Below are 19583 nucleotides of genomic sequence, written 5' to 3'. Positions count from 1 at the left end.
TTAAAAAACGTCAACAATAATAGCTAAGCTAAAGAATAACATGATTTCAACTCCTGTCCATATTAACAAAACATGATATTCTGAAGAAACTTCTTTTGAATTTTTGTTTACTTAATCATATCAAAACCTGTATAAGGAACCAAAACATCAGGAATTTTAATTCCTTCTGGCGTTTGGTAATTCTCTAAAATAGAAGCTACAATTCTTGGTAAAGCTAAAGCACTTCCGTTTAAAGTATGTGCTAACTGTGTTTTACCCTCGCTACCTTTAAATCTTAATTTTAAACGATTGCTTTGGTAAGTCTCAAAATTAGAAACAGAAGAAACCTCTAACCAACGTTGTTGTGCGGCACTCCACACTTCCATATCGTAAGTTAAGGCTGATGTAAAGCCCATATCGCCACCGCATAATCTTAAAACGCGATAGTGTAAGCCTAAATTTTGTAATAAGCTTTGTACATGTAAGCTCATTTGCTCTAGCACATCATAAGATTTATCAGGGTGCACAACTTGAACAATCTCTACCTTATCAAATTGGTGTAAACGATTTAAACCTCTTACATGTGCGCCATAAGAACCCGCTTCTCTTCTAAAACATGGTGTATAACCACAGTTTTTAACAGGTAATTGGTCTTCTTTTAAGATAACATCTCTGTATAAATTGGTAATAGGCACTTCAGCAGTAGGTATCAGGTATAAATGGTCTATACCAACATGATACATTTGCCCCTCTTTATCTGGCAATTGCCCGGTACCGAAGCCTGATGCCTCATTAACTAAATGTGGCAACATCATTTCTTCATAACCTGCTTTCTCAGCCTCAGCTAAAAAATAATTAATTAAGGCTCTTTGTAATTTAGCACCCTTACCTTTGTAAACTGGGAAACCAGCACCGGTAATTTTAACACCCAGTTCAAAATCAATTAAATCGTATTTTGCAGCTAAATCCCAGTGTGGTAATGCATTTTCTGCCAAATTTGGTGCTTCGCCAAAAGTTAATACCACTTCATTTTCTTCTGGAGTTTTACCTTTAGGTACAGATGAATGAGGCAAATTTGGTAGTTGAACTAACTTTTGATGTAATTCTTGCTCTATCACAGCAAGTTCATCATGTAATTTTTTTATCTCCTCTTTAGATGATGCCGTTTTTGATTTGATGGCTTCGGCATCTTCTTTCTTACCTTGCTTCATCAACTCGCCAATTTGCTTGGCTGCTGCATTTGCTTCTGCTTGCAAAGCGTCTCCTTTGGATTGCGTAGAACGTCTTTTCTCATCTAAACTGATGATTTCATCAACCAACTCTGGCTGACTAAAATTTCTAACACTTAAACGTTCTAGAACCTGCTCTTTATTTTCGCGGATATAACTAACTTGCAGCATGATTTTTATTTTTTCTGCAAAGATATAAAAGGATGTACGATTTACGATTTTTGAGGATAGATATTTTTATAAACTGAAAACAGAAAACAAGCTGAAGGATTAAATAAAAAACGGATAATGTTAAATCAGAAAATAAAACACAGCCCTAAATTCACCCTTTTTTTAAGAGGGATTGAGGGTAAAGCTAAACCATGAACGGAAAACTATACCTCGTACCTACGCCCATAGGGAATCTTGATGATATGACTTTTAGAGCTGTTAAAGTTTTAAAAGAGGTAGATATTATTTTGGCAGAAGATACCAGAAACTCTTCTCCTATGCTAAAACATTTTGGTATCGATAAAAAACTTTTCTCGCACCACCAACATAATGAGCATAAGGCCGTTAATGAAATAATCAGGTTTTTAAAAGAAGGGCAAAGCATAGCTTTAATTTCTGATGCTGGTACGCCAGCCATCTCAGACCCGGGCTATTTACTAACTCGTGAGGCTATAAAAAACAATTTAGAAGTAGAATGTTTACCTGGTGCTACTGCTTTTGTACCGGCTTTGGTAAACTCGGGCTTACCCAATGATAGATTTATATTTGAAGGATTTTTACCCGTAAAAAAAGGCAGGCAAACACGCTTAAAAGAATTGGCTTTAGAAGAAAGAACCATGATTTTTTACGAATCGCCACACCGTTTATTAAAATCTTTAGAAGAGTTTATCACGTTTTTTGGTGCAGATAGAGAAGTTTCTGTTTCCAGAGAGCTTACTAAAATGTACGAAGAAACCAAAAGAGGAAGTTTAGCCGAGGTTAAAAACTATTTTGAAACCCATACTATAAAAGGTGAATTTGTAATTTGTTTAGCGGGGAAAATATCTGGCAAAGCTGTAAAAGAAAAATTTAGAGACCAAGAAGATTAATAAAGTTAAATTCTTCATCAAATCAAGAAATTACATTCAATGAAAAAGCATATCCAATACGCATTCATATCTGCCATTATACTTTTTATAGCTTGGCCGCCTATTTCTTACACCTCATTATTGTTATTGATAGGATTTTTCCCACTATTAGTGGCTATAGAAAACATCCACAAAAGTGACACTAAACAAAAAGGAAGAAAAGTATTTATTACAGCCGGTTTAACCTTTTTATCATGGAATACCGCTAGTATCTACTGGATTTGGAATGCATCGCCAGAAGGCTCTATTGTGGCTTATTTATTAGGCGCTTTACTCATGACTTTGAGTTTTTTCTGCTATCATAAACTTAAAAATATCACCAAACCCATTCTAGCTGATATAGCCCTTATAGGATTTTGGATTTCTTATGAATATTTACACCAAAGCTGGGATTTAAACTTCCCTTGGATGACTTTAGGAAATGGTTTTGCTAGCAGTCCGCAGTTTATCCAATGGTACGAGTATACAGGTGTATACGGAGGCTCTTTATGGATTTTAGGAAGTAATATCCTACTATTTAACATCTGGAAACAGTTAAAAAATAGCGAAAAACAGCAAAAAAATATATTCAAGCTTTTAGTAGGTTTAGCTTGCTGGGTGCTCATCCCGATAGGTTTTTCTACCCTAACCTACATGAACTATGAAGAAGAAAATAACCCCGCCCATGTAGTAGTGGTACAACCCAATATAGACCCTTATGCCAAATATGAAAGTTATACTACCAACCAGCAACTAGATCATTTAATTGCTTTAAGTACTAAAGCGACTAAAGTTAGTACCGAGTTTATCATTTGGCCAGAAACAGCCATTCCAGAATATGTAAATGAAGATTATATTAGGCAAGGGAACATATTTTACCGCTTACAACAATTTATGCAGCCTTATGCCAATGCCACTTTAATTACCGGGGCTGAAACCTATTTAACTTATCAAAGCCCAAAAACTAAGACAGCAAAATTTAATGCTCAAAGTAACCAATATTGGGATAGTTTTAATACTGCTGTTGCGATTGAAAACTCTGCCAAAGTACAATTCTACCATAAATCTAAACTGGTACCTGGAGTAGAGAAAATGCCTTTTATTAATGCTTTATCATTTTTAAAACCCGTGTTTGCCAAATTTGGCGGTACCACTGGTGGTTATGGCTATCAGGATGAGCCTTCTGTATTGTATTCGCAAAGTGGTATTGGTGTTGCTCCTGTTATTTGTTACGAATCTATCTGGGGTAACTGGGTTGCAGGTTATGTTAAAAAAGAAGCACAGTTTATAGCCATCATCACCAACGATGGTTGGTGGGGCAATACCTCAGGAAAAGACCAACATCTGCAATACGCCAGATTAAGAGCTGTAGAAACCAGACGTTGGGTGGCCCGTTCTGCAAATACCGGGATATCTGGTTTTATTAACCAACGTGGAGATTTGGTACAACAAACATCATGGTGGCAACCTGCTGCTATAGCGCAAGATATTAACTTAAATTCTGAACTTACTTTTTATGTTAAACATCCAGATATTGTGGTTTACCCATTTTTAGGGATAGGTATTTTGGGGTTAATATTCCTTTTAACCTATAAAATTAGAAACAAAGCAGTTAAACCTAGTGTTTAAAGTTTGAATCTATATTTTTTTATATTTGTAATGATTTGAAAAAGATAATTGCCATATCGTTATTAAGCATCCATTTAATAGCTACTACAGAACTGTACCAGCTATTAAAATTGCCTATTTTGGTTGAGCACCTGATAGAGCATAAATTGCAAGATAACAATATCACCATCTTTGAATTTCTAAGTATGCATTATACTTTAGAAGATATTAGAGATGCTGATTATGAACGAGATATGCAACTACCTTTTAAAACCCACAACCATTTAAATTTGGTAGATTGTAATGTAAACTTACCACAGTATAACTTAAGCACCATTACATTACCTGCTATTATACGTCAACAAAAAACACCCGTTTATAATAGTTTCTTTATAAACTCAGTTTATCTTTCTTCTATTTGGCAGCCTCCAAAAGCTTGCTAATTATTTTCTCTACAAACTAATACATTACTATTTTTTTCATAAAAATTTAGCAATACTGATATGTTAAATAAGATTATTGAGTTTTCCATCAGGAATAAACTCATCATTGGCTTATTTACCATTGCCCTTATTGGCTATGGTATTTACCAAACCACACGTTTACCCATAGATGCAGTACCAGATATTACCAATAACCAGGTGCAGGTGATTACTGTGGCACCATCATTTGGTGCTACAGATATAGAAAGACTGGTAACATTCCCTATAGAGCAGGCTAACAGCAATATAGATGGGATGAAAGAAATTCGTAGTTTTTCACGATTTGGATTATCCTTAGTTACCATTGTTTTTACTGATGAAACAGATATTTATTGGGCCAGACAGCAAGTAGCAGAACGCTTGCAAAAAGTACAAACAGAAATCCCGAAAGGGATAGGTACACCAGAATTAGGCCCTGTTTCTACTGGCTTAGGCGAGATTTATCAATACGTAGTAAAACCTAAAAAAGGCTATGAAGATAAATACGACGAAACAGAGCTTAGAACTATTCAAGATTGGATAGTAAGGCGCCAACTTTTAGGTGTTAAAGGTGTGGCCGAGGTAAGTAGTTTTGGCGGCAAGCTTAAGCAATTTGAAATTGCTATTAATCCCAACAAATTACAATCTTTAAACCTTACGATAGACGATGTTTTCTCGGCCTTAGAACAAAATAACCAAAATACCGGAGGCGCTTATATAGAAAAAGGTGCTAGCGTATTATTCATTAGAAGCGAAGGTTTAATAGGAAGCGTTACAGATATTGAAAACATAGCAGTAAAAACGTCATCATCTGCTACTGTATTTATAAAAGACATTGCCGATGTTAAAATTGGTCATGCCACCCGCTATGGGGCCTTGTGTTATAATGATGAAGGTGAAGTTGCCGGAGCTATTGTAATGATGCTTAAAGGCGCTAATAGTAATGAGGTAATTAAAAATGTAAAAGACCGTGTAGCTCAAATACAAAAAACCTTACCAGAAGGTGTAGAAATTGAACCTTTTCTAGACCGTACCAAAATGGTAAATAATGCTATTAAAACAGTTGAAACAAACCTCATGGAAGGTGCTTTAATTGTTGTTTTTATTCTGGTACTTTTCTTAGGAAATTTTAGAGCTGGTTTAGTAGTGGCTTCTGTTATTCCGCTTGCTATGCTTTTTGCCATTATCATGATGAATACCTTCGGCGTAAGCGGAAATTTAATGAGTTTAGGAGCTTTAGATTTCGGTTTAATTGTAGATGGTGCGGTTATTATTGTAGAAGCCGTTATGCATCAGCTTAAGCACAGCAATAAATTTGGAGCAGTTGTACAACTTAACCAAAAGCAAATGGATAATGAAGTGCAAACATCTGCCAGTAAGATGATGAACAGTGCAGTTTTCGGGCAAATTATCATCCTGATTGTTTATCTACCAATTTTCACTTTAGAAGGTATAGAGGGCAAAATGTTTAAACCTATGGCGCAAACTGTAGCCTTTGCCTTGATAGGTGCTTTTATTCTTTCGCTTACTTATATTCCCATGATGAGTGCTTTATTCTTAAATAAAAAAATAGAGCATGAACCCAATTTCTCTGATAAATGGATGTATAAACTAGAACGTGTTTACCAAAAAGCATTAGCAAAAGTCCTAAAATTCCCTAAAATGGTTTTAAGCGGTGTAGCAGCATTATTTGTAATTGCGCTGGCTACATTATTTTCTTTAGGAGGCGAGTTTATACCTGCCTTAGAGGAAGGTGATTTTGCTGTTGATACTCGCGTTTTAACCGGGAGTAATTTAAATACCACTATAGAAAGTACCCAAAAAGCAGCTCATATCCTAAAATCTCGTTTCCCAGAGGTAGAAAAAGTAGTAACCAAAATTGGAAGCGGAGAAGTACCAACAGACCCTATGCCTATGGAAGCTAGCGATATGATGGTGATATTAAAGAATAAGAAAGAGTGGACCTCTGCTGAAACATTTAATGAGTTGGCCGATAAGATGGGGAAAGCCCTAGAAGAAGTGCCTGGTATCACAACCGGATTTCAGTTTCCGGTACAAATGCGTTTTAACGAGTTGATGACAGGCGCTAGACAAGATGTGGTATGTAAAATATTTGGGGAAGATTTAGATACATTGGCACATTATGCACATAAACTTGGCAAAATCATCAATACGGTAGATGGCGCCCAAGATTTATTTGTAGAGCCTATTACAGGTATGCCACAGGTAATCATTAATTATAACAGACCAGCCATTGCACAATATCAATTAAATATTGCCGATATTAATAGAATTGTAAATACTGCTTTTGCTGGCCAAAGTACAGGTTTAGTTTTTGATGGCGAAAAACGCTTTGATTTAGTGGTAAGACTAGATAACGAGCAAAGGAAGAATCTAGAAGATATCCAAAACCTATTGATACCAACACCCAAAGGACCACAAATTCCTTTACAGCAATTGGCAGATGTAAGCATCCAAAACGGGCCTAACCAAATACAACGTGAAGATGCCAAAAGAAGAATTGTTGCTGGTTTTAATGTTAAAGATAGAGATGTGCAAAGCATAGTAGCAGAACTGCAGCAAAAAGTAGAAAGTCAGCTTAATTTACCTGCCGGATATTATGTTACTTACGGAGGTGCTTTCGAGAATTTAAACGCTGCAAAGCAACGTTTAATGATAGCTGTTCCGGTTTCACTTGCGCTGATATTTGTATTGCTATTCTTTGCCTTCAACTCGGTTAAACATGGCTTGTTAATTTATTCTGCAATACCGCTTTCTGCTATTGGTGGGATATTATTTTTAGCTTTAAGAGGCATGCCTTTTAGCATCAGTGCCGGAGTTGGCTTTATAGCTTTATTTGGTGTTGCTGTGTTAAATGGCATTGTCTTAATAGCCGAGTTTAACCGTTTAAAAGTATCGGGGTTAAAAGATTTAAACAGAATTGTTTTAATGGGAACTAAAGTACGACTAAGACCTGTTTTAATGACTGCTTTTGTAGCATCGTTGGGCTTTTTACCAATGGCTTTAAGTAATGGTGCTGGTGCAGAGGTACAAAGGCCATTAGCTACCGTTGTTATTGGTGGTTTAATGATTGCTACTTTTCTTACCTTGTTTGTACTTCCTATTTTGTACATCCTTTTTGAAAAAGGTGGTAAAATAAAAGTAAATCCAAAGTTAGGTGCTTTATTATTGGTATTAAGTTTGGGCATTTCATCAGCGAAAGCACAACAAAACATTACTTTAAAAGCTGCCATAGATACCGCTATAAAGAACAATAAAACTGTAAAAAATGAACGTTTAAAAGCGGCTTATCAAGAAAAATTGGTTAAAACAGGTGCTGGTTTACCATCAACTAATTTTAATACAGATTTTGGACAGGTAAACAGTGTTTATAATGATTTAAGATTTGGAGCATCGCAATCTTTTCAGTTTCCTACGGTTTATGTAAGACAAAAAAATCAATTGAAAGAAGAAGCTAAAACGGCGGCTTTAAATATTGCAGTGAAAGAGGCAGAACTTACTAGAGCTGTTTCTATCACCTATCATCAAATCCTAAATCTTAAAGAGCAGGAAAACTTACTTAAAACTAGTGATAGTATTTATGCCGAGTTTCTTAAAAAAGCACAATTAAGACTAGCAAAAGGCGAGACCAATGCTTTAGAAGCAGCTACAGCATCAAGCCAAAGAGGCCAGATATTGATGCAGCTAAAGCAATTGAAACAAGATTTAGAACTATCCGAACTACAATTTAAGCTCTTGCTAAACAGCTCTTTAGATTTTAATCTTACAAAAGAAAATCTTATACCTGCGGATAGATTTAGCAAAGTAAGCAAGGTAGAAGAACATCCGCAACTTAGAATGTTAGCGCAACAAAAAGCGGTAAGTATAGCTCAAACTAAAACAGAAAAATCTAAACTATTACCAGAAATAACTTTAGGGTACTTTAATACCACCTTTATTGGGGTAGGTCCGGATGAAGTTTTTTACGACCGTAGCAAGCGTTTTAATTCCGGACAAATTGGTTTAGGGATACCTATTTTTAGCTCGCAAAATAGCAGAATTGCTGCTTCTAAAATTAACCAGGAAATTGTTTCGCAAGAGTACGAGATACAAAAGCAACAGCTTGAAAATCAATATCAAGCAATATGGCTACAATACCAAAGTAGTTTAGAAATTGTTCAGTATTTTGAGGATAAAGGCTTAGCCGATGCCGATATGATTTCTAAAACTGCTAACAAACAATTTGAGAACGGCGATATCAATTACCTAGATTGGGTAATGCTAATACAGCAAAGCATTGCTATTAAAAGTCAATATCTACAAGCTTTGAAAAATTTGAACGAGCAAAGCATTCAGTTACAATATTTAAACGCAAAATAAAGATGAAAGCATTCATATATTCAGCTAAAGTATTTCTTCTGCTTACTAGCATTGTCCTTTTTACAGGCTGTAATAGTACCAAAGAAGAACAAGCAACAAATGAAGAAACTAATGAGCAAGAAGTAACTTTAACCAAAGAACAGCTCAAGAACGTTGTTTTAGATACAACAAAGCTTAGTTTAAGAAATATTTCATCGGTGGTAAAAGTTACTGGAACTATTGATGTACCTCCGCAAAACATGGTATCGGTAAGTACACTTTTAGGTGGCTACGTTGCTAGCACAAAGTTATTACCCGGTATGCACATTAATAAAGGAGAAGTTATTGCTAAAATGGAAGATCAGCAGTACATACAATTACAGCAAGATTACCTCATTACAAAATCTAAACTAGCTTATGCCGAAAAAGAATATCAAAGACAAAAAGAACTAAATCTAAATAAAGCCAGTAGCGACAAAGTTTTACAGCAAACAGAGGCAGAATATAAAACTTTAAAGATTAGTTTAAATGCTTTGGCAGAGAAGTTAAGACTTATCAATATCAACCCTACAAAACTTAGCGAAGGTAATTTATCAAGGCAAATAAACATCTACTCGCCTATTGATGGTTATGTTTCTAAAGTAAATGTGAATATTGGTAAATATGTTAACCCTACAGATGTTTTATTTGAGTTGATAGACCCTAGTGATATTCATTTAAACTTAAAAGTTTTTGAAAAGGATATTAACAAACTAGCTATAGGACAAAAATTGATAGCCTACACCAATAACAACCCTGATAAAAAGTACCATTGCGATATCATACTCATCAGTAAAGATTTTGATGCTGATAAAACTGCCGAAGTACATTGCCATTTTGATGAATATGATAAAAGTTTACTTTCTGGTATGTACATGAATGCTGAAATTGAAATAAAAAATCATGAGGCTTATACTTTACCAGAAGACGCCATTGTAAATTTTGAGGGTAAAGATTATGTATTCGTAACAGATGATAAAAAACAATTTACCATTCAAGAAGTGCAATTGGGTGTTAAAGAGAATAGCTTTATAGAAATAAAAAACACGACTTCATTAAGCGGTAAATCCATAGTAAGTAAGGGAGCTTATACTTTACTGATGAAAATGAAGAATAAAGCTGAAGAAGAGTAAGGAAAATATCAAGCATAAATCAACCATGATGTTGTTGATTTATGCTTTCTAATATTTTAATGATGCCCAATAGAAGCAGCACCTATTAAAGGTGCTCTTTCGCCATGTACAGCAATATGGATAGGAATACTGTAAAACATTTTTTCGTACAGATATTGCGCTGTTTTTCTCCAAAAATATTTCTGAGCAGGGATAATTAAACCGCCTATAACAATACTTAAAGCATCTTTTTTCCTTACGAATGTGTAAAGAAACTCGGCTAAATTAACAGAAAACTCTTCAAAAATAGCTTCAAACGCAGGGTCCTGCGTATCAGTAGCTAATAAAGCTCTAATGTCTTTAACAGAATTACCAGTTAGCTCTTTGTATCGCTTAACAAACCAACGGGTTGATAAATAATCCTCGGCTTTACCTTTTAGAAAAGGAGTTTTCCAAAGTTTACAATCTTCTGTTACACCATCTTTATAGTGAGCTGTACCTAGGCCTGTTCCAATGGTAATACCAATGGTATTATTGCAACCTTCTAAATCCCTTTTAAATAATTCGCCAGTTAAAAAACAAGCAGCATCATTCATCATTTTAATAGAAGCTTTAGGATAACCCAGCTCCTCGGCAAGCAAACTCTTGATATTTAGACCATACAAGGCTTCGTATTTGCCATTATCTTTTAATAAAGAAATACCATCATCATAATTAAATGGACCGGGAAATGCCATTCCAATACCGCTAACCGGACGATAGCTAGAATTAATGATGTCCTTTATAACTATACCCCAATTTTTGATGATATTTTCAGCAGAATCCTTAGCGTTAATTCTCTCTCTTCTATAACTGTCATCTAAGATATGACCCGATCTTAAATCAACCAGTGCAGCAGTAATATGAGACCTACCAATATCTACACCTAAAGTAATGTGCTTTTCCAAAATATTTAGTTTAGCTGTTAAAGAGTATCAAAAATATTAAAATTCTCACGTAAATTATTCATTAATATAAAAAGAGGACAAGACGATAGAGACAAGTATTTTATTTTTATTATGGGTTAAAAACATTTTATTATATTTATTAATAATTTAAAGTACGATGCGATAATCCTTAAGATTCATTCTAAAATTAATTCAGATAAAGAATAATAAGTGCTTAAATTGTATATTTCCCATCTAAAAAAACACTAAAACAACTCATTTTAGGCTTTTATATATGAGCTACTTAAAAGACGAACTATATCAATTAATAAAAGAAGACTCGTCTATATTTGATTTTCTTCAAGATGCAGCCCTTGACGGTTTATGGTATTGGGATTTAGAAAACCCAGATAACGAGTGGATGAACCCGAAATTTTGGGCAACTCTAGGCTACAAGGCAGAAGAAATGCCTCATTCACCATCTTCTTGGCAAAATATCATACATCCTGATGATTTAAAACTCGCCATAGAAAATATTCAAAAGCATTGCGAAAACCCCGAAACTAACTTTGATGTAATTGTTAGATATTTCCATAAAAACGGCTCTACAGTTTGGGTAAAATGCCGAGGAATGGCTATTAGAGATAAAGACGGCAAAGCAAAAAGATTGCTAGGTGCCCACACCGATATTACAGAACTAAAAATTAAAGAAGAACTTTTAGAACGTTGTAATATAGCAGCCTCTGTAGGCTTTTGGGAAATCGATTTACAAATCATGCAGCCTAAATGGAGTCATGTTACCAAACTTATTCATGAAGTAGCAGAAGATTATATTCCAGATGTACGCTCTGCCTTCAATTTCTTTAAAGAAGAAGATAAAATCCTTATAGAAACTGCTTTTACCAAAGCTTTAGAAACTGGCACTCCTTATGATTTGGAACTTCAAATCATTACGGCTAAAGGAAATTTAAAATGGGTAAGAGCTATTGGATTATCAGAATTTAAAGATGGCGTTTGTACTAGATTATATGGTACTTTCCAAGATATAGAAGAGCGTAAAAGCCTAGAATTAGCATTAATTGCTGAAAGAGAAAAGCTTTCCAATATACTTATTGGCACCAATGCCGGTACATGGGAATGGAATATACAAACTGGAGAAACTATTTTTAATGAGCGTTGGGCCAATATCATTGGCTATACCTTAGAAGAGCTACAGCCCATCAGTATAGAAACCTGGGTAAAATACACTCATCCAGAAGACTTAAAAATATCTAACAATAAAATAAATGATTGTTGTGAGAAAAAGTCTGAATACTACCATTGCGAATGTAGAATGCGTCATAAAGACGGACACTGGGTATGGGTTTTAGACCGCGGAAAAATAACCTCTTGGACAGCAGATGGTAAGCCTCTGATGATGTTTGGTACCCATACAGACATTACAGAGCAAAAAATAGCTTTTGAGCGCAATCAACGATTTATAGAACAAGCACCTAGTGCTATAGCGATGTTCGACAATCAACTGTGTTACCTAGCAGCTTCTAATAAATGGATAGAGGATTATAAGCTTAACGGTTTAGATATCATAGGAAAATCTCATTATGAAATTTTTCCAGAGATTGGCGAGGATTGGAAAAGAATACACCAAGAGTGTTTAAAAGATAAAAGCCAGAAATGTGAAGAAGATAAGTTTATTAGACAAGATGGCACCACACAATGGATAAAATGGGGAATAAGACCTTGGTACGCAGATAAAAACACCATTGGTGGCATTGTGATGTATACTGATGATATTACTGAACGCAAGAAAACGCAAGAACAACTCAGTATAAGCGAACAAGCTTTTAGAGGGAATTTTGAAAATGCTGCTATTGGTATGGCCTTACTAGATAGAGATGGTAAATGGTTAAAAATTAATAGAACATTACAAGAAATAGTTGGCTATACAGAAGAAGAACTTCAAAACTTAACTTTTAGAGAAATTACCTATCCAGATGATTTGGATACAGATGTAAGCTTGTATTTGGATTTACTTCATGGCAAGATAAGTCATTACCAACTAGGCAAGAGATATATACATAAAAATGGTAGTATCATCAATATCATTTTAGCAGCCTCTGTTGTAAAAGACAGCGATGGGAATATTCTTTATTTCATTTGCCAGATTATAGATATTACGGCGCTAAAAAATGCAGAAAAAGAAATTCATGCTTTATTAGATGTTACCAAAGATCAAAACAAAAGACTTAAAAACTTTGCTCATATAGTTTCTCATAACTTAAGATCGCACTCTAGTAATATAGAAATGCTCATATATCTTTTATTTAAAGAGCATCCAGAACTGGAGGAAAACAACATTTTACAATTGGTAAAAACTGCTTCAGATAATTTAAAAGATACTATAGACCATTTAAATGAGGTGGTTCAAATGAATCTAGAAACATCATCTAACTTAGTTGAAATTAATTTACACCAATTTGCAGAAGCAGCTATCAATAATTTAAGTTTATTAGCTAGCGAAGCTCAAGTTAACATCATCAATAATATTCATCCAAAAGATGAGATTAAAGGTATATCAGCATATATAGATAGTATATTGCTTAATTTTTTAACTAATGCTATCAAGTATTCAGCAAAAGAAAGAGATAGTTTTGTGGAGCTAAGTACTTACAAAGAAAACCAATATCTGGTTTTAACCATTACCGATAACGGCTTAGGTATAGATTTAAAAACACAGGGTTCTAAATTATTTGGGATGTACCAAACTTTCCACGGAAATACCGACGCTAGAGGTATCGGATTATTTATAACCAAGAATCAAATAGAAACTATTGGAGGTAAAATAGAAGTACAAAGTGAATTAAACAAGGGTACTACTTTTAAAGTTTATCTCTTAAATGCAAATAAGTAAGCTTAAACTATTACCATCATTACGGTTTTAAAAAATATTTTAAAAAATAAAATATGGCCACTAAACTTAAAATTATTTTAAGCTTTATAGCGCTTACCTTCTTTTATCATGCAAAAGCACAGCTTAAGCTACAAACATTAGAATATGATATAAATAAAGAAACTCGTAAAGCTCTTATCTACGTACCTGCCAATGCTAAAACCAAGCCTACAGCAGTTATATTTGCTTTTCATGGGCATGGGGGCACTATGCAACATGCTTACTTAGGCAGAAAATTTGAGGAGCTATGGGCTGATGCTATTTATATTTATCCGCAAGGCTTACCCACACCAGGGCAAATAACAGATAAAGAAGGCAAAAAAAACGGCTGGCTTATTGATACCAATGAGCAAAATAGAGATTTAATTTTCTTTGATACCTTATTAGCTCACCTTAAAAAAGAATATCAAGTAGATAAGGATAAAATATTTGCAACTGGGCATTCTAACGGAGGCTCTTTCACCTATTTACTTTGGGCTACTAGAGGAGATATTTTTAAAGCCTTTGCCCCAACCGGTGCTGCCGCATTTAAAACACTGCATTTAATGAAGCCAAAACCTTTTTTCCATTTAGTGGGAGAAAAAGACCCTTTAGTAAAACCTACTTGGCAAAAACTAACTTATCAGGCTTTATTAAAGAAAAATAAATGTGAGGCGGTAGGCAAAAAAATTAATGAATTTGCAACACTTTATCCATCATCAAACGGGAATAACAGTATCATTTACAACTATCCCGGTGGGCATGAGTACCCTCAAGAAGCCAACCAAGTTATTATAGATTTCTTTAAATCTTTTTGATAAAAAGCTTATAAAAAAACAAAACCCTCTGTAAAATTTACAGAGGGTTTTTAATTTTTGTAGCCCGTAGGGGAATCGAACCCCTGTTTCCAGAATGAAAATCTGGCGTCCTAACCCCTAGACGAACGGGCCATTTTGAAAGCTTGCCTAAATTATTTTTCAATAATTCTTTAGCTTTCTTAGGTAGCGGGGACCAGACTCGAACTGATGACCTTCGGGTTATGAGCCCGACGAGCTACCAACTGCTCCACCCCGCACTATATTTTTTGGTTAAATCTTCATTTTAATAACACAATCGCTGTGTTTTTGTTCGGTTTAGAATTTAAATCCTGTTCCGAATTGGACTGCAAAGATATAATTCGTTTCTTTGTACTCCAAATAAAATTTAAAAAAAATTAAATGTCGCATAAAGCAGGCTTTGTAAGCATTATTGGGAAACCAAATGCGGGTAAATCTACCTTGATGAACGCACTTGTTGGAGAGAAAATGGCTATCATAACGCCAAAAGCTCAAACCACCAGACACCGTATCATTGGTATTGTAAATGAAGAAGACTATCAAATTGTTTTTTCTGATACACCGGGCATCATTAAACCAAATTATAAACTGCAAGAAACCATGATGCATGCAGTAGATGATACCCTTGAAGATTCTGATATTTTAGTTTTTGTTACTGATATTAATGAAAAGCATGATGAGCAAGACGTTTTAGACAAGATTAAAAAGTCTAAAGCCCATCTCATGATTTTGATTAACAAAATAGATGAATCTAACCAAGAACAGGTTGAAGAAAAAATCAACTACTGGAAAGAAAAGTTAAACCCCGATGCTATTATAGGCATTTCTGCCCTACACCAATACAATGTAGATAAGGTGATGCAGTACATTGTAGAAAAACTACCTGTACACCCACCCTACTACGAAAAAGATGAGCTAACTACCCGTTCTGAACGCTTCTTCGTATCAGAAATGATTCGTGAAAAAATATTTAAACTGTACAAAAAAGAAATCCCTTACAGTACAGAAGTTATTGTAACAGCCTTTAAAGAATCAAAAGATCTCATCCGTATTAGTGCAGAAATTGTGGTAGAAAGAGATTCGCAAAAAAATATCATCATTGGCCCTGGAGGCTCTATGCTAAAAAGAGTAGGTACCTATGCCAGACAAGACATGGAAGAATTTTTACAAAAGAAAGTTTTCTTAGAAATGTTTGTTAAAGTAATACCCGATTGGCGTAACCGCGAAAACTACCTTAAAAGCTTCGGCTACGCGGAGTAGGTTTCCATTTTGGATCAGTTATCAGTTCTTAGTTACCAGTTGTCAGTTCTGGGTGGTGAGTTTTATTGATTTTGAATCAGTTACCAGTTGTGCGTTTTCAGTTCCCAGTTCTAGATGCTTAGTTTCCTGTTTTTGAATTTTTAATTTTCCCTTTTGAATTTTTCATTCAGTTATCGGTTGTTGGTTATCAGTTGCCAGTTCTGGGTGGTGAGTTTCCTGTTCCCAGTTCTAGATGCTTAGTTTCCTGTTTTTGAATTTTTAATTTTCCCTTTTGAATTTTTCATTCAGTTACCGGTTGTTGCTTATCAGTTGCCAGTTCTGGGTGGTGAGTTTCATTGATTGATTTTTGAATGAGAGAATGATTGAGTTTGAATCAGTTATATTTCCCTGTTTTTCTTTTTGAATTTTTACTTTTGAATTTTTCATTAAGTTGTGAGTTACCAGTTCTGGGTGGTGAGTTTCCTGTTTTTCCTTTTTAATTTTTAATTTTCACTTTTTAATTTTTAAAGGATTGATTAAGCTTCCCAATTTTAGTAATCACTAACATTAATCTAACTGATATTCGCATACAAATTATTAATAGATGGAATTGAATAATAAATTAGAAGCACAGCAATTTGAAATAAAAAATTTCACTTACGATTTGCCTGAAAACAGAATAGCGAAATACCCATTAGCTGAAAGAGATTTAAGTAAATTGTTAGTTTATCATAATGGTAAAATTTCGGAAGATATTTATAGAAACCTTGACAAATATATTTTCGAAAAATCAATATTTATTTTCAATAACACCAAGGTTGTACAATCACGTCTTTATTTTAACAATTCTACAGGTGGTAAAATTGAAGTTTTTTGCTTAGAACCAAGTAAAAAAAATCATGAACCATCAATGGCTATGATGAAAAAGGCCTGTGTTGAATGGAAATGTTTGATTGGCCGACTTGATAGATGGAAAGAAAAAGTAATAAGCATTAACACCAAAGACATTTCTTTAGATGCTGAAATATTAGAAAGAGATGGAAATGTTTTTACAATTAGATTCAGTTGGCAACCAACTAGTTTTTCATTCGCTGAAATATTAGAACATTTTGGTGCAATGCCAATTCCGCCATATTTAAAGAGAGAGAGTGAAGAAATAGATGTAAGTAGATACCAAACCGTTTATGCAGAACAACAGGGTTCTGTTGCAGCGCCAACAGCAGGACTTCACTTTACAAAACAAATTTTTGAAAAAATAAAATCTAAAAATGCAATTGTAGATTATGTAACGCTTCATGTTGGAGCAGGTACTTTTATACCCGTTAAAAGTGAAACCCTTGAAGGGCATCAAATGCATTCTGAATGGATAGAAGTGGCTCAGGAAACTATCTTGAGTATTGTAGCGCAAATTTCTGATGAGCAAACAAACAAAAATATTATTGCTATAGGTACAACCTCGTTAAGAACTATCGAATCACTATATTGGATGGGTGTTAAGGCAAATCAAAATATGAGTGCTTCTATTGATGAATTAGAAGTTAAACAATGGGATGCATACGAACTTCAACAAAATCTGACTGCATCTGATGCGCTAAATTGCTTGCTAACGTGGTTGAAAAGGAATAAAACAGAAAAAATAATTTGCAAAACACAGCTACTTATAGTTCCGTCTTATAAATTAAAAATTGCAAACGCTCTTATTACTAATTTTCATCAGCCAAGTTCTACGCTACTTTTACTTGTTGCAGCAGTAGTGGGTGATGATTGGAAAGTTATTTATGATTATGCGTTAAAGAATGACTTTAGGTTTTTGAGCTACGGAGACGGAAGTTTGCTTTTTGACAATAAACGAAATAAAAACTAATCAATTCAATATTAAAATTCCACTTCAGACAGAAAGGAAGCAAACTTTTTATTCAGTTGAATCAGTTATCGGTTTCCAGTTCTACGTGGTGAGTTTTATTGATTGATTTTTTTGTCTTTGCGATGAGGAACGAAGAAGCAATCTTTTCATCATTCAGTTGCCAGTTATGAGTTTCCTGCTTTCAGTTCTGGGTGGTGAGTTTTATTGATTGATTTTTTTGTCTTTGCGATGAGGAACGAAGAAGCAATCTTTTTATCAAACAGTGACGGTTTTTGGTTAACAGTTTCTAGTTTTAGATGTAGAGTTTTCTGTTTTTAATTTTGAATTTTACCTTTTGAATTTTCAATCACATTTTAACCACAAAGTTCGTAGAGGACACAAAGCTGGGCGGAGACTTATAATATTCATATAATGATTTAAAGCTTTCGGCCTTCAGCTTTACACCTTCTCCCTACCATGTTCGAGACTTGTTCGGGAAATAGTCCCACTTTTCCGAAGGTGTCTGGGAGAAGCTTAGAAGAAGCCTCGAAGGAAGTATGGAGAAAACGTGGATAAAAGGTGGGGTATAGGTGGGCTATACGTGGACTTAAGTTAATGAATTTTCTTATTGATATGGTTTGTTGTAATAGAGGTTAAACAAACTTAAGCAATGAAGCGTAAATTTCAAACAAAATTTATATTTAACAAGAAAATCTTTCTGAGTATTTTAAAAGCATACTTCTTTTTTGATTTTAAACGAATATTTACTTATTTAGAGTTAAATAATATTTTCCTTCTACCTCATGAATTGGAAAGCAGAAATAAAAACTCATAAAGGGCAAAAAAGAGTAGTTGTATATTTTGATTATAACTCTTCGGCAATTGAACGGTTAAAACAACTCGAAGATGCAAAATGGAGTAAAACCTTAAGTGCTTGGCATTTGCCTGACAATAGTACAAACCGAAAACGCTTTGGGATTGAACAAGAAGCAACTCTTAATACCGACAAAATAGCAGCCTTAGAAAACTTTGTCGTTTATTTAAGAACAAAACGTTACAGTAGTAGTACTATTAAAACTTATACCGAAGCGTTAAAGTCATTTTTAAGTTTTTATAATTTAAAACCTTTAGAAAGTATTAACAACAGTGATGTTATTAATTATCATCATCAATTTATTTTAAAAAATAAACTATCCTCTTCTTATCAAAATCAGATTATAAATGCTATAAAACTTTATTTTGCTATTATTAAAGATACAGCTATACAAATTAATAAGATTTACCGTCCTAAGAGTGAAAAAGTATTACCGCATGTTTTAAGTAAAGCCGAGGTAAAAAAAATATTAGATGCCCACAGTAATATCAAACATAAAACCATGTTAAGCATGATTTATAGCTGTGGACTTAGAAGAAGCGAGTTATTAAATCTTAAGCCTAATGATATAGACTCGGATAGAAATTTAGTAATCATAAGGCAGGCAAAAGGAAAAAAAGACCGCATAGCCCCTCTATCTGCCAGCATTTTAGAGATGTTAAGAGCATATTATAAAATTTACCGACCAAAAAATTGGCTATTTGAAGGGCAAAAGCTAGGAGGACAATATGATGAAAGAAGTTTAGCCTTAGTATTGAAACAGGCTTTAACTAAAGCGAATATAAATAAACCTGTTACCTTACATTGGTTAAGACATAGTTATGCTACCCATTTATTAGAAGCAGGAACAGACTTAAGATATATACAAGAACTTTTAGGACATAAAAGCAGTAAAACAACTGAAATATATACTCATGTGAGTACCAAAAGTTTGCAAAATATTAAAAGTCCTTTTGATGATTTATAAATGAAGTGCTCAACAAATAAAAGAAATAAAAACTTCCGTAATACACCCAATATAGGGTATATTACGGAAGTAAAACTACACATAT

General features: G+C 34.2%; 12 protein-coding genes and 2 tRNA genes. 10 read left to right on the top strand and 4 right to left on the bottom strand.

Going from position 1 to position 19583, the window contains the following annotated elements; genetic code table 11:
• Window positions 1-107: 107 nt before the first annotated feature.
• A complete protein-coding gene (gene serS, locus GJJ64_RS11600; RefSeq protein ID WP_154287952.1) occupies window positions 108-1379 on the bottom strand; it encodes a serine--tRNA ligase in 1272 nt (423 codons plus the stop codon).
• A 191-nt stretch (window positions 1380-1570) separates the two neighbouring features.
• Here serS and rsmI point away from each other — a divergent pair, with 191 nt between their 5' ends.
• The 5 genes from rsmI to GJJ64_RS11575 are packed head-to-tail and all read left to right on the top strand — an operon-like array spanning window position 1571 to window position 9905.
• Window positions 1571-2287, top strand: coding sequence for a 16S rRNA (cytidine(1402)-2'-O)-methyltransferase (gene rsmI, locus GJJ64_RS11595; protein ID WP_154287951.1), 717 nt, complete (start codon window positions 1571-1573; stop codon window positions 2285-2287).
• Between the two features lie 39 nt (window positions 2288-2326).
• Window positions 2327-3934, top strand: a complete 1608-nt coding sequence (gene lnt / locus GJJ64_RS11590; RefSeq protein ID WP_154287950.1) for an apolipoprotein N-acyltransferase — start codon at window positions 2327-2329, stop codon at window positions 3932-3934.
• A 35-nt stretch (window positions 3935-3969) separates the two neighbouring features.
• A complete protein-coding gene (locus GJJ64_RS11585) occupies window positions 3970-4356 on the top strand; it encodes a hypothetical protein (protein WP_154287949.1) in 387 nt (128 codons plus the stop codon).
• A 60-nt stretch (window positions 4357-4416) separates the two neighbouring features.
• Entirely contained in the window at window positions 4417-8754 is a 4338-nt protein-coding gene (locus GJJ64_RS11580) for a CusA/CzcA family heavy metal efflux RND transporter (protein ID WP_154287948.1), read from the top strand.
• A gap of 2 nt (window positions 8755-8756) precedes the next feature.
• Window positions 8757-9905 carry an efflux RND transporter periplasmic adaptor subunit gene (locus GJJ64_RS11575; RefSeq protein WP_154287947.1) on the top strand — a complete coding sequence of 383 codons (1149 nt, stop codon included), beginning with the start codon at window positions 8757-8759 and terminating at the stop codon, window positions 9903-9905.
• A 56-nt stretch (window positions 9906-9961) separates the two neighbouring features.
• Here the strand turns inward: GJJ64_RS11575 and GJJ64_RS11570 are convergent, their stop codons facing one another.
• A complete protein-coding gene (locus GJJ64_RS11570; protein WP_154287946.1) occupies window positions 9962-10831 on the bottom strand; it encodes an ROK family protein in 870 nt (289 codons plus the stop codon).
• 274 nt (window positions 10832-11105) lie between these two features.
• Between GJJ64_RS11570 and GJJ64_RS11565 the strand changes: the two genes are divergently transcribed.
• Both GJJ64_RS11565 and GJJ64_RS11560 read left to right on the top strand, forming a co-directional pair.
• A complete protein-coding gene (locus GJJ64_RS11565) occupies window positions 11106-13721 on the top strand; it encodes a PAS domain-containing sensor histidine kinase (RefSeq protein ID WP_154287945.1) in 2616 nt (871 codons plus the stop codon).
• A gap of 53 nt (window positions 13722-13774) precedes the next feature.
• Complete coding sequence (locus GJJ64_RS11560) at window positions 13775-14557, top strand: alpha/beta hydrolase family esterase (protein WP_229655531.1); 783 nt, start codon at window positions 13775-13777, stop codon at window positions 14555-14557.
• A 60-nt stretch (window positions 14558-14617) separates the two neighbouring features.
• Here the strand turns inward: GJJ64_RS11560 and GJJ64_RS11555 are convergent.
• Both GJJ64_RS11555 and GJJ64_RS11550 read right to left on the bottom strand, forming a co-directional pair.
• Window positions 14618-14689 (bottom strand) — tRNA-Glu (locus GJJ64_RS11555).
• Window positions 14690-14741: 52 nt separating this feature from the next.
• Window positions 14742-14814, bottom strand: a tRNA-Met gene (locus tag GJJ64_RS11550).
• Between the two features lie 142 nt (window positions 14815-14956).
• On the opposite strand from GJJ64_RS11550, the gene era reads away from it, so the two are divergent.
• The 3 genes from era to xerA all read left to right on the top strand — a co-directional run bounded on the left by era (window position 14957) and on the right by xerA (window position 19498).
• Complete coding sequence (gene era / locus GJJ64_RS11545; RefSeq protein WP_154287944.1) at window positions 14957-15835, top strand: GTPase Era; 879 nt, start codon at window positions 14957-14959, stop codon at window positions 15833-15835.
• Window positions 15836-16418: 583 nt separating this feature from the next.
• Complete coding sequence (locus tag GJJ64_RS11540; RefSeq protein WP_154287943.1) at window positions 16419-17678, top strand: S-adenosylmethionine:tRNA ribosyltransferase-isomerase; 1260 nt, start codon at window positions 16419-16421, stop codon at window positions 17676-17678.
• Between the two features lie 782 nt (window positions 17679-18460).
• The gene (gene xerA, locus GJJ64_RS11535) at window positions 18461-19498 is read left to right on the top strand and encodes a site-specific tyrosine recombinase/integron integrase (RefSeq protein WP_154287942.1); all 1038 of its coding nucleotides are present in this window, start codon (window positions 18461-18463) and stop codon (window positions 19496-19498) included.
• Window positions 19499-19583 lie beyond the last annotated feature (85 nt).

Origin of the sequence: Pedobacter puniceum (assembly GCF_009674685.1) — a bacterium.
In the GTDB taxonomy this organism is placed as follows: Bacteria; Bacteroidota; Bacteroidia; order Sphingobacteriales; family Sphingobacteriaceae; genus Pseudopedobacter; species Pseudopedobacter puniceum.
Note: the sequence above shows the minus strand (reverse complement) of the source record. Positions and strands in the feature narration are given on the sequence as shown.

What these genes read in the sequence shown, in the direction of transcription:
- serS (WP_154287952.1), bottom strand. Translation starts at nt 1,379, where the DNA reads ATGCTGCAAGTTAGTTATATCCGCGAAAATAAAGAGCAGGTTCTAGAA.
- rsmI (WP_154287951.1), top strand. Translation starts at nt 1,571, where the DNA reads ATGAACGGAAAACTATACCTCGTACCTACGCCCATAGGGAATCTTGAT.
- lnt (WP_154287950.1), top strand. Translation starts at nt 2,327, where the DNA reads ATGAAAAAGCATATCCAATACGCATTCATATCTGCCATTATACTTTTT.
- GJJ64_RS11580 (WP_154287948.1), top strand. Translation starts at nt 4,417, where the DNA reads ATGTTAAATAAGATTATTGAGTTTTCCATCAGGAATAAACTCATCATT.
- GJJ64_RS11575 (WP_154287947.1), top strand. Translation starts at nt 8,757, where the DNA reads ATGAAAGCATTCATATATTCAGCTAAAGTATTTCTTCTGCTTACTAGC.
- GJJ64_RS11565 (WP_154287945.1), top strand. Translation starts at nt 11,106, where the DNA reads ATGAGCTACTTAAAAGACGAACTATATCAATTAATAAAAGAAGACTCG.
- GJJ64_RS11560 (WP_229655531.1), top strand. Translation starts at nt 13,775, where the DNA reads ATGGCCACTAAACTTAAAATTATTTTAAGCTTTATAGCGCTTACCTTC.
- era (WP_154287944.1), top strand. Translation starts at nt 14,957, where the DNA reads ATGTCGCATAAAGCAGGCTTTGTAAGCATTATTGGGAAACCAAATGCG.
- GJJ64_RS11540 (WP_154287943.1), top strand. Translation starts at nt 16,419, where the DNA reads ATGGAATTGAATAATAAATTAGAAGCACAGCAATTTGAAATAAAAAAT.
- xerA (WP_154287942.1), top strand. Translation starts at nt 18,461, where the DNA reads ATGAATTGGAAAGCAGAAATAAAAACTCATAAAGGGCAAAAAAGAGTA.